The 11,012-nt window shown below is 36.5% G+C and carries 14 protein-coding genes and 1 pseudogene; 1 reads left to right on the forward strand and 14 read right to left on the reverse strand.

Features of this window, described 5'->3' with window-relative positions:
- Positions 1 to 22 precede the first annotated feature (22 nt).
- Together AN161_RS02550 and AN161_RS02555 are read right to left on the reverse strand one after the other, a co-directional pair.
- Positions 23 to 229 carry a hypothetical protein gene (locus AN161_RS02550; protein ID WP_053592811.1) on the reverse strand — a complete coding sequence of 69 codons (207 nt, stop codon included), beginning with the start codon at positions 227 to 229 and terminating at the stop codon, positions 23 to 25.
- 163 nt (positions 230 to 392) lie between these two features.
- A complete protein-coding gene (locus AN161_RS02555) occupies positions 393 to 704 on the reverse strand; it encodes a glycosyltransferase family 4 protein (RefSeq protein ID WP_143114576.1) in 312 nt (103 codons plus the stop codon).
- On the opposite strand from AN161_RS02555, the pseudogene AN161_RS27275 reads away from it, so the two are divergent.
- Positions 641 to 844: pseudogene (locus AN161_RS27275) on the forward strand (transposase); the annotation flags it as partial. The gene AN161_RS02555 and the pseudogene AN161_RS27275 sit on opposite strands and share 64 nt — an antisense overlap.
- A 212-nt stretch (positions 845 to 1,056) precedes the next feature.
- Here AN161_RS27275 and AN161_RS29365 read toward each other — a convergent pair.
- The 12 genes from AN161_RS29365 to AN161_RS02610 form a co-directional block, all read right to left on the reverse strand.
- Positions 1,057 to 1,224: a hypothetical protein gene (locus AN161_RS29365; RefSeq protein WP_158002955.1), complete on the reverse strand. Its 168-nt coding sequence runs from the start codon at positions 1,222 to 1,224 to the stop codon at positions 1,057 to 1,059.
- 545 nt (positions 1,225 to 1,769) lie between these two features.
- Positions 1,770 to 2,429, reverse strand: a complete 660-nt coding sequence (locus AN161_RS02560) for an AroM family protein (RefSeq protein ID WP_053592813.1) — start codon at positions 2,427 to 2,429, stop codon at positions 1,770 to 1,772.
- A complete protein-coding gene (locus tag AN161_RS02565) occupies positions 2,422 to 3,366 on the reverse strand; it encodes a DUF1177 domain-containing protein (protein ID WP_053592814.1) in 945 nt (314 codons plus the stop codon). Before AN161_RS02565 ends, AN161_RS02560 begins: the two co-directional genes overlap by 8 nt.
- Positions 3,367 to 3,519: 153 nt before the next feature.
- Positions 3,520 to 5,157: a PucR family transcriptional regulator gene (locus tag AN161_RS02570; protein WP_053592815.1), complete on the reverse strand. Its 1,638-nt coding sequence runs from the start codon at positions 5,155 to 5,157 to the stop codon at positions 3,520 to 3,522.
- A gap of 804 nt (positions 5,158 to 5,961) precedes the next feature.
- Positions 5,962 to 6,261, reverse strand: a complete 300-nt coding sequence (locus AN161_RS02575; protein ID WP_053592816.1) for a kanamycin nucleotidyltransferase C-terminal domain-containing protein — start codon at positions 6,259 to 6,261, stop codon at positions 5,962 to 5,964.
- Positions 6,262 to 6,329: 68 nt separating this feature from the next.
- Positions 6,330 to 6,542, reverse strand: coding sequence for an antitoxin VbhA family protein (locus AN161_RS02580; protein ID WP_053592817.1), 213 nt, complete (start codon positions 6,540 to 6,542; stop codon positions 6,330 to 6,332).
- A 152-nt stretch (positions 6,543 to 6,694) separates the two neighbouring features.
- Positions 6,695 to 6,970, reverse strand: a complete 276-nt coding sequence (locus AN161_RS02585; RefSeq protein ID WP_053592818.1) for a hypothetical protein — start codon at positions 6,968 to 6,970, stop codon at positions 6,695 to 6,697.
- Between the two features lie 258 nt (positions 6,971 to 7,228).
- Positions 7,229 to 7,474: a hypothetical protein gene (locus AN161_RS02590; RefSeq protein ID WP_053592819.1), complete on the reverse strand. Its 246-nt coding sequence runs from the start codon at positions 7,472 to 7,474 to the stop codon at positions 7,229 to 7,231.
- A gap of 384 nt (positions 7,475 to 7,858) precedes the next feature.
- Positions 7,859 to 8,425, reverse strand: a complete 567-nt coding sequence (locus AN161_RS02595) for a hypothetical protein (RefSeq protein WP_053592820.1) — start codon at positions 8,423 to 8,425, stop codon at positions 7,859 to 7,861.
- A 31-nt stretch (positions 8,426 to 8,456) separates the two neighbouring features.
- Positions 8,457 to 9,281: a TIGR02452 family protein gene (locus AN161_RS02600; protein ID WP_053592821.1), complete on the reverse strand. Its 825-nt coding sequence runs from the start codon at positions 9,279 to 9,281 to the stop codon at positions 8,457 to 8,459.
- Positions 9,282 to 9,451: 170 nt separating this feature from the next.
- The gene (locus tag AN161_RS02605) at positions 9,452 to 10,243 is read right to left on the reverse strand and encodes a class I SAM-dependent methyltransferase (RefSeq protein WP_053592822.1); all 792 of its coding nucleotides are present in this window, start codon (positions 10,241 to 10,243) and stop codon (positions 9,452 to 9,454) included.
- Positions 10,231 to 10,662 (reverse strand): BrxA/BrxB family bacilliredoxin, encoded by a 432-nt coding sequence (locus AN161_RS02610; protein ID WP_053592823.1) that lies wholly within the window; start codon positions 10,660 to 10,662, stop codon positions 10,231 to 10,233. The genes AN161_RS02605 and AN161_RS02610 overlap by 13 nt, the downstream gene beginning before the upstream one ends.
- Positions 10,663 to 11,012 lie beyond the last annotated feature (350 nt).

The following is an 11,012-nucleotide window of genomic DNA, read 5'->3' on the forward strand; positions in this document are numbered from 1 at the left end:
TTTCATTATCGTCATGAACAATTCATACTCTCCATAGTTCTAATACCTGTCCTTCTCTAATATTTTCTAGGTACTCCAGTAATTGCTTTGCCCTCAATTCCGAAAAGATGGTGAAAAGTTCTTTATTATCTAACGATATAATTATATATTTCGAATTTTTATATTTTTTGATATTCTTTATCTCTTCTAATTGTTCTTCGTTTAAAGGAACAATTACATCCAGTTGCAATCCTCCCCCTTTGCTTCAGCATGATATTTTCTCGGCTTCCCTATGAAAAACACCTACTGTTGACGCTGATTTCCAAGAAGTTGCCCTGTCAACACTCCAATTACGTTATATAATGACAAATGGTCAAAATTTTGAATTTATTGTCCATCAAAGAATACTCCTCTTATTCGATCGGCTTTTCCTCTAAATATTCAGATACTTTTCGCACAATATGCTTCCAATTTAATTCCTCTCTTGCGAATGCTTGGAGATGTTCGCATGTATCAGCCAATAAAACCTCTTGATTAGTAATATGCTGCAATGTCCGTCCAACACTTTGCCAATCATGTGTCGGATGAATTGACCCGTAGCGTTGATTTTGGGTAATATCCGAAGCCCCATCAACATCAGTCGAAACGATATAACAGCCGTTCTTTTTATGGCTTTCCAAAAGCGATTTGGCGTAGTATTTATAGCACCAATCTGATTGAGTCATTTAATAAAAAAATCAAGAAATATACAAAACACAAAGAGCAATTTCCAAATGAAGAATCACTTGAACGCTTCCTTGTTTCACAGTTCGAAGATTACAACCAAAACTTTGCGACACGTTGTCATATTGGTTTCAATCAGGCANGGATCAGGCACGAGCAGAACTTGAAGCGATGTTTGAGTGACAAGAATAAGCAGGAGGAACCCTTCCAAAAAACCAAAATCATTCCTTCGAACAAATCTATTTAAAATCAAAAAGTGATGATCTATAAGAAAAGGTTGGATTGTCATTTACACAAAAATATTGACAGTCCCCACTAATCCAGTAAATTAGGTTATAAATTAACGGTTATTTATTAATCATATCGTTTAAATATGTATAGTGCAGTTGCGTTCATTGATAGCTCTTCATGAAACGTTACACTTCCATCGCTTTTCTCTTCATATAGCTTTACCGACGGATTGCTCGCATGTTCAAGATAATCATCTATATCCTCCTCGTCTAAAGGAATAGACAGATCCATACTTAACCAGCTATTATAAATGCTCCCATGTTCTTTATCTAGTAACTATTTTTTTACACGATATTTACTAGGCAAGAAAAAAGCAGAAATATTATCAGCTTCACCAAAGAGAAAAGAATCATGGGCACTTAAAAACGTTTAAAGGGATTCGCCATTTTTGATGAATCCCTCAGTGCATTTCGGTTGCAAAAATACTATGGTAGAAATTTACCATAATAGTTTCACTTCCATGGAAGTTTTCAGTAGAAGCTTAGAAATCGGAACTGGGGCTAAAATTGAGGCTAAATAATTAGAAAAGCTGTGTAAACATTGATAAATCAAATACATTTATCATTTACTTAATGCTTCACGAACTAATACAATTTCTGTTACAAAAAAAGTCCGCAAATACGCGGACTTTTCAATGTTGTTATTGCCAATCCCGAAGCCCGTAGTCCCTATCTTTAAGGAATTCTCTTCCTTATAGAAAAGCGAATAATCTTTTCCTAAAAATGAAAAATACTGTAGACCAAATTTATCTACATTATTACAGGCTGGACGATTTGTTATAAGTATTCAAGTACAACTCTTGCTACTAAAGTACGCGGTAAAATTGTTAAAATACCACTCTCTTTCTTAACTAACTGCTTATGTCCTTCATTGTATCCCATACAATCCAAAATAATTACATCGACCTGGTAATCTTTAAGGTAGTGAGCTGCTTCTTTAAAGTTGCCATAGTCGTATGGGGAGGCAACAGCAAAAGTGATATCATTTGTAACACCTCTCCACTTTTCTAGCATGGCTCTCCTCTGTTCTTCTAGCGGGACAATTAAACCTATCTTCGGTTGATTGGCCATTGTACCAATAACTTGTGTTACTATTCGGTTTGGATAAAAAATGGGCTTTTCACATGTTAAAGTCGGAAAATCAGCTGTACATAGTATGACGACCATATCAACCTCTTGTTCTAACTTTGATAATTCATATTGTAATAATGGTAGTAGTTTTCTTCTGCCAATTAAGATTGATCTGCCATCACGCAATCGCGAAACATATATGTTCTTTTCTTTTTTCGGAATAACTTTTAGTAATTCCGCTTCGTTTAAGGAATCTAATGCTCCTCTTTCCACAATTTTAATATCTTTATTAAATATTTCTTTAAAAGTAGGTGTAATGTCTGAACGAGGCGATTGTCCAATTGTTAAAATACCGACTTTATTCATTCGTAGTCACCCCTAAAGTTTGAAGATGTGTCATTGAACCGTATAATTTATTCAAACGCTTAAATTCATTTTCATTATAAAACTTAGCTGTACCCCTTCCGAATTCCTTCGCTACTTCAATACTAAAACGTGCAGCCTGAGCAATATCTATTTCATGATTGGCACCTGTTCCACTACTCGGCACAACACTTTTTGTCGTTATTGCTAAGCCCACTACTGGTGCAGATGTAGCTACCGCTGACTGTAAAATACTATTAATATGATAGACATGATTTCCATACGGCGTCATATCTAGTGTTGTTACTGCAATAGTAACCGGCAACTCACCTGTTGTCATTTCTTTAATGCGAATTAAATCATCTGCAAATTTTAACACATACCCCTCTTTTACTGTTGGAGAAATAGCAATTCCTCGGTGATTCATTACTTTATTACCCTTTGTTGTGTCAATTGAAATAATGGCATCCATTTCTTCTAAAACTTCATATTGATTCATCGTAAAAACATCTACTGGGGAACTCATAAATTCTACCGACTCATACGGCTCAGTTGGTGCACTCGGACAAATATGAGTAGTAATATATACATCTCCTGCTAATACATCACCACGGTCCTTCATTTCTGCAAGCTTTAAAGCAACCGCAATAGGCGCAACTGCTCCATCACCATCTGACACAAAGCCGCTACGTTCAGGTCTTGCCCCTATACCGCCAAGCTGTCCAATAATTCCCAAAGAAGGTGCATGCCCATGATTCAATTTTCCTTCCGTGCCTGGAATGACAATTTTCACAAAGTCTGTTGCACCTTGTTCACCTTGTACAGTTTGATAGAAGGCTTCTACACCGTCATATCTTTCAAATAGTTGTATCACTTTTTCACCATTCACTTTTGGATGATCTAATACATCTAAAATCGTTAATGTCTGCTTTAGCGCCATATCTACCCCTCCACAATCTTTTCTTTTCATTAAAAAAAGAAAGAGAATACTCATCTCTTTCCACCACTATAAAGCAACAATATTCTGAATTATATAAGCAAGGTAGGGCGTTTTTTGATCATCTTTCACTATTTTTTTACCCACTTTGATCACTTAATGTATGTCCTTAATTTTCAGACAAAAATTTAAAATAAAAATGGATTCCGAATCCTGTAAATCCACCTGACATAATTCTTGTATTTTTTTCAATCGAAGTGTGACTGTGCGCCGATTCACATATAAAAGTTTAGCCGTTTTTGATGCATTACCATTTTGAGAAAGATATACCTCTAGCGTATGAAGCAATACCTTATCTAATGGTCCTAAAATCTTATCGACATATTGCAATACTTGTTCATGATTACTTAAGGAAATTAAAAATTTATAAATGCCTAGTCTATTGTAAGAGAATACCCTTTCATTCGGATAAAGCTTACGACCGATTGGCATAATTTTTATCACATGATCTAACTGACTTTCTAGCTCTGTCATAGTTTTAAAAGGTGTGCCAATTGCCATGACGTAATGGCGAATATAGGAATCCATTAAAGCAGCTTCTAATTGCTTTTGAATAACTGAATCTGTCGTTGCATTTTGGAATGATAACAATATACACGTTTGTTCAGGGTGTTGTAAAAAATAAATATTCTTACTAGCAGGTAAGCTTTGCAGAACTAATCTTAAATGTTTGAAGACGAATAATGAATAATCAATAAAAAAATTATGCTTCATCGTATAAATTTCTTCTGGTCCTTCAATATGTAGTAAAATAATATGGTTTAGCTCATACTGATGTTCATACAATTCTTTTAGTTCCACCCTATTGTAAAGAAGATCATTTTGCAAAGCTAACAGTTCATTTAACAATGTCAATTGAAACTTCTTAATATATTCACTCATCAAATCAAACGTTAAGATATCCCGTTGTTTTTTTGAGCGATACGTAAAATGAAACACCCCGTATAAATGACCTTTATAAAATAACGGTGCAACAAACCGATTTAAATTTTCTTTATCAGCAATAAACACCTCTTCTTGATAAAGAAACTCATCATAAAATGTATCTTGTTGTAAATGACGAGAAAACAGTAAATTGTTGTTGCGCCACGTATCATTGATGGCGTAATGACCGATTGCTAGTAACTTTCCTTCTGGATTTTCTACATAGGAAACAATACCATAGTTCTCATAAAGCTCATTTAATAACTGCTCTACAGTTTCAGGTAAGTTCGTTGAAAAAGGTTCCATTAGTTTACCATTCGTCACATTCAGCTTTTTATAAATCGGAGATAGAACCTGAATATATGGTATGTTTGATGGTAATATAATAATAGGGAATTGAAATTTTTGAGCTAATTCAATCGCTTCTTTCGGCAGTTCAGAAATGAATCGACCTAGTTTAACAATTAAACCCGCAGCGTTTTTTTCAATTAGAATTTTAATCAGTTGTAATTGAGAGATCGGACTAGCTTTAACTGAATAAAAAGTAGTCAAAACTAACGTACCTTTTTCTACCCAATCTTCTAAATTTGGAACTTCCATTACTTCAACACATGTCACTTCACGTTCATTTCCTTCATGACCACATAAAAAATAGCCTTGCAGTGGTTCCATAATATCCATAACATCACGTATTAGCATACAATCTCCGCCTTTATGAATTTTTGTAATGTAACTTAACGTGTTGCCAACGAATTTCACAATAATAACAAAAGCAATTTCGTTGAGACATTGCATTGCATTATACCACAAGTAAATTGAGGACTCCTTAACTAAAAATATTAATAATTGTTACACAGGTTCAATTATATTGGAACATTTATCTGAAAAAATAATCCAAAAGAACTATCACGGATACAAACAGCTGGAGATTCATTTCAGAACAAATACGCATCCGGCCCGAGAGAACGAAGCAGCCTTGAGGATGTAGCGCTTTAGCCTAGACGAAAATTATGCCCTTGGTTATACACAACTTGAAATTCTATAGTTTCTTTAAACAAGAAAAAACAGTAGCCAAAGTCTGTCTACTGTCTGAAGGCTCTTATATAGATTCTACATCAAATAGATGAAGCTCAACCTGAAGCCTCGCCAAATTTTCCGGCTCAGCTATATGTCAGTTCGAAGGTTCTATCCGTCACTGATCCTCCTACGAGCACAATGTAATGCTTCCTGAAACATTTCAGTGACTGTCCTTTCATCTTCATTTCCCGGAAAATTAGACAAGGGGCAGCCTCGCTTTTGCGAAGCTACCCCTTTAGTATTTAATAGGTAACATGTTTCGTAAATTGTAAAGTCTCAACCCAATCATCTGGGGAATATTATCTCAAAACAATATATGTTTCATCACCGCGGTAAAATTCCACTGTGTGCCTTCTAACTTAAGCAACGCAAACCCAACCTTCTTTTGCGTCCTTGCAGCCCCAAAGCATGCGCCAGTGTGAATAAGTATCCTAAAAAACATAAAGCAGAATGCCAGATTACAGAAATATGCCACCTAAAATAGCACGATACATATTATAGCATGGTATATTAAAAAAGTAAAGATTTCATTTTAATTTACCAAGGTATATCAGTTGAACATTCAATATGGTATCCATGTTGAGCAGACCATTTTAGTAAAGAATGCCAATAGTTCTCGCAGATCGCAATAATTCGTTGTGGGTCAGAGAGATTACCAGACATCACCAACTCACATAGAACGTCAAACCCCTCAGGCTTATCTGTAAACGACAACGCTTCTGGTAATACTTGTGCAGAGGTTGTGAAAAATTGTTTATTGTGTAATCCTAAAATCATCGCACCCGCTGTAGCAATTTCCATCGCCAAAATCGGTAAAAATGTTTGAGGGCCTTGCATTTAACGAGATTAATCTCTTTTCTTATCGTAGTTTGCTGTTGCAAATTAATTTCAAAAAAGCTCCGAAATTAATCATTCAGAGCTTTAGGAGATTTTTTGTATTTATCAATCAACATCTGTATTACTTCCTCAATTTCCAATTCACCGTCAATATGTCTCTGAAATAATTCCTGATCTTCAGGCGCTACTGGTTTAGCTCCTAAGCTGTTAATTGCTTCCGCTTGCGCTAATCTTTCTGCTCTTTCTTCTCTGGTTGTATTAGCAATGCTGTATTTACTCATATTCATCCACTTCACTTTTATTATGTTTTTTGAAATTCATCTATAAACAACGGGATTTTTTTGTACCGTTTTATTTCTGCTTAATCGTTGTATATGTTGTTGTAAACGCACTTGAAACGGATCTTCAGAAAAATAAGCTAAGTCTAATTTTTTCAAGCTAATTTTTTCTTTGTTATTTCTTTAATATAGCTATTCATATTGGTCCAATAGCCATCTAATACTTCTAATTCTTCAAACGACATTTCAAAAAGATCGAGATCGAGCATTTCAACAAACTGGTCTAATAAAACATTATAAAACTTATTTTTATCTTGTCGATCCATACCATTATTCAAAACAAAGTTTAACAAACGATTATAGACACCATTAGCGAATTCATTTAATATTTCAATTTTGAAAGCTTGTTCATAATTTAAAGGTTTTTCCATATTCAACACCCCTTTTTAAATGAAACCACCAAGTACTCAACTATTCCTATAACCCAATATTTCCATTGCCATTTCTTCACTTTGGAAAGCTGTAATCTCCTCTTTGGCTTCTTTCAATATGAGCTCCTCCAATTCTGGTAACAGCGCTAAGCCTTCAAATGCCAGGACAGCCTTTACTTCCTCCAGGTTTTCCTCATGAGTTTTTTTCTTATTTCAACCCACTTCCTCTATATTTATAAGAATTTTGTTCGTAATTTCCTACTTCAAATCCTCATATGGTCTATATTTCTTCCGAAGTAATTCGAGTTCATCTTTTTTCTCAAGTAACATGCTTTTTAAGAACATTTTAGGTTGCTCTTTAGCAACTTTTAATTTTCCATCTTTCACTAATTGTCCTAGTCGGGCCGTTGATATTTCTAATATCGATGCTGCTTCAGCTCCAGACAATAATTCTTCATTCAAAAATCCAAGAAGTTCTTCAGTTGATGCAAATTTATATTCCATAATTTCACCTCGCCTTAATTATAAACATATATCTTGCAGTGTGGATTAGAATTGTGATTCCCAGAGAAATCGTCATGTAGTAATAAATTAAGTTTAGTTAAAGGTGACTCATAAAAAAACTGACTCATAAAAATCCTCATCCAAGGTGAACCCAAAATCATATACACATTGATTGTAAAGCTCTTTAAATTCAACTTCACACGCACAGTTTTGATTTTCAGACAGGAAAAGCCGCTCTAGCTTTTTTGAGAATTCTTCATTGGTCTCATCCTCACGCTGATATACCGTTGCAAAATAACTATCAAGCGTTCATTATTATATATCCGCTATTTTCTTAGTAGTAGTTCGAAAATTCACTATGTCATACTGTTTATTAGAGATCCATCAGACAGTTCTAGAACAGATTAAAGCTCCTCCTGAACCCATAATCATTAAATGATTACCTGGTGGAGAAAATCCACATTTGATCGAGCCATCTAAACGATCTAAGTCAATTGCAGTTGCATCTTTTAAATATTGGTGATTTGCTTTAAAAACATTATCGATTACGACAGTTGCTCGTGGCCACCAAGGATAAATGACTTCAACATGCCATCCATCATTTGTTCCATGAATACCGTCGCCAGCTTCAAAGCCAAATATCATTATTTTTTCCTTAGTAAAAGGTATAGTGAAAAATAAATTATCTTCACTTATACTGTCATAGGTCGTATTAACATCATCATCTCTATGTATTCGAGTACCTGTAATTGGCTCTGTAATGCTGTAACCTGAGCCGCTAATCAGAACAACTTTTTCATCTTGATCCCATCCACACGCAAATACGCCGGATGCAGGGATAATTGTTTCGTGTTCCCATGGACCAGGAGGTTTCGTAAGTTCCATTGACTGTGCCTTATTTAGTAAATCAAGTTCAAATGATGTTCTAATTTCTTTTTTCGATAATGACATATCTAGCCGCATCCTTCTTTTGCTAATTTAATTAATCTATTATATTAGTAAAAGCACTAATGCAACTGTGATTTTTAGAAGTATCTAATACGGCGAATCTAACCTCTGTAAACAATTGTCCATAGCCTTCATCCTCTAATAGCTCACGCCACCATGTAGCAATTTTTTGTGGTTCATTTCGAAAGACACCACAGCCATATGCTCCTAAAATTATATGCTTGTCTCCTTTATGTGCGAAGATCGCTAATGCTAATCGCATTCGATCCTTCATTACACGTTCTGCTTCCTGACTATTTTCTCCCTTCGCCACAACCTGTCCGTAGTTCACAGCAGGTAACGTTAGCACCGAGGCTGTCACTGGCTGTTTCATCAGAGCAAAGCGCTCATCTCGGAAAAAGACTACATCTGGAGAATAAATTGCATAATTCGTATACATCATCGATCGATTCGCACGATTTGCCTTATAATAGCCCTCATTACAAAGCTGCGTTTTATATAACCCGCTGGAAGCTGCCAAACTTTCCTCCTGAGCCATAGCACCTTTTAAAAATCCACCACCAGGATTTTTTGCACTCGCAAAGTTTAACACTCCAATTTTCTCTTTTCCTGCTTCAGCAAAGTCAATTATTGCTTTCACCGTTGCCTCATTACCTATAGAAGATAAAGGCGGTTGTTGCATTTTTGGAAGCTTAAGACATTCCTGAACGATATTTTCCCCCTGCTTCGGGTCAATCAACTCACTATTTTCCTCTGAAAATTTCTGTGCATCCGCAAAATCAATTCGCTCGCCACGATATTCATAATAACCTTGCTCTTGAATTCGCAACGTCTCCTGAGCTATTTCTTTTCGATTCATTGTAGTTCTCCTTTTTATAGAAATTTTTTATTTGTATTAAATCAATTCTTTTCTTCCTAGAAAACATTCCAATTAATTAACAATCTAATACTGCTTCATATTACCATATTTTGAATTTCAGATAAAAAAATAGAGACCAGTCCAATGAACCAGCCTCTTCAATATTTACTTCAGTCAACGTTCAGAACACCATAATGAAACTTCGCAGTCGTTCTTGTATATTGCCGAAATTGATATTTGGCAAACCATTCTGAGCGGAAATGAGCCTTTAACACGACACGCTTTCTCGCCACTCGTTTCGCCTCACTTACCCATTCATCTGTTAATGTCACATGCTCCCCAGCTAAGCGTAATGCCTCAAAATTATTGGCTTCTTCAATAACCTCTTCAAACATCGGATCCATATACACGACATCAAACGAATTGTCCGGTAAAGCCTTTAAATAGCTAATTGCTTCAGCCTGCACCACTTCAATATGGCGCATACATGCAGTTAACGGTAGCTCTGTCGTATCGTAGGATTTCATACCCTGCTCAACAATAAATGCCACATTCGGATTCGCTTCCAGCCCAACAACTCGGCCTGCTTCGCCAACTGTATAAGCCGCCAACATAGCATCCGCAGCAAGTCCCAACGTACAATCAAGCACCGAATCCCCTGTTACAAGCTGTGCCGCTTCTAAAAACGGCTCCGCTTCCCCACGAGCTATACGCTTTAAGCGAAACGCCGCTGAATTCGGATGAAAGAAAAACGGCTCATTTGCACCAAAAGCATAATACTCAAAGCGATTTTTCCCAGCAACGATCACATGTGCATGCAATTCCTGTGAAATCTTCCGAACAGAACGCTTTTTTCTTGGCTCAAACGAAGCACCTAATTGTTCACACGCAAAAGCAGCGAGCGCCAACGATAAATCGTCTGGTCTGCCCGCTGTCGTAACAATAGTTTTTATTTCTCGCATGTTTGCTCTAAAACACCTGTTAAATGTGTAACAATTTGCTCCACAGGGAACCCTTCAATCTGTTCACGTGGAATAAAGTATGCCAATTCCCCATCCTTTAAAATCGCCATCGACGGTGAACTTGGTGGCACATCCTCAAAAAAGCCACGCATCGCAGCAGTCGCTTCAGGATCCTGCCCCGCAAAAACAGTCACAAGATGATCAGGCTTAACCGCCTCCACTGCCTCACGAGCAGCCGGACGCGCCAACCCAGCCGCACAACCACAAACCGAGTTAATCACCACCAACGAAGTCCCCTTCGTCTCTGCCATAAATTCATTCACCGCATCAGCCGTCGTAAGCTCCGTAAATCCAGCCTCCACTAACTCCTCACGCATCGGCTTCACTACCTGCTTCATATATTCATCGTAAGCGTTCATGCTTTTACCCTCTTTCATATGTATTCGCAAAGCTTATTATAGCAAGGTTTTTCATGAATGTACAAAGACTTGCCTTTTGCCCGATTTCATGCGTTTTCGGGGGGAATGTGACTTTTTTGTGATTTTGGTGACTTTTTTGTGTATCGAGGTTCGTTTCATCGATGCTCGTTACACACCTAAAAAATGGATTTTAATCTGTACTAACAATTTAGCAGGTACTAATTTAATAGGTATTAATTACAGTTGTCTGTTTTTTATATGTACTTTTATTCCCCCCCTCTGTTAGGATAGATGTCGTAGGATGCTTTAGTGTTATAGTTAAGTAAATAACACGGAGGTCGATCGATATG

The sequence above is a fragment of the Lysinibacillus sp. FJAT-14222 genome (genome assembly GCF_001278875.1).
Lineage (GTDB): Bacteria > Bacillota > Bacilli > Bacillales_A > Planococcaceae > Lysinibacillus > Lysinibacillus agricola.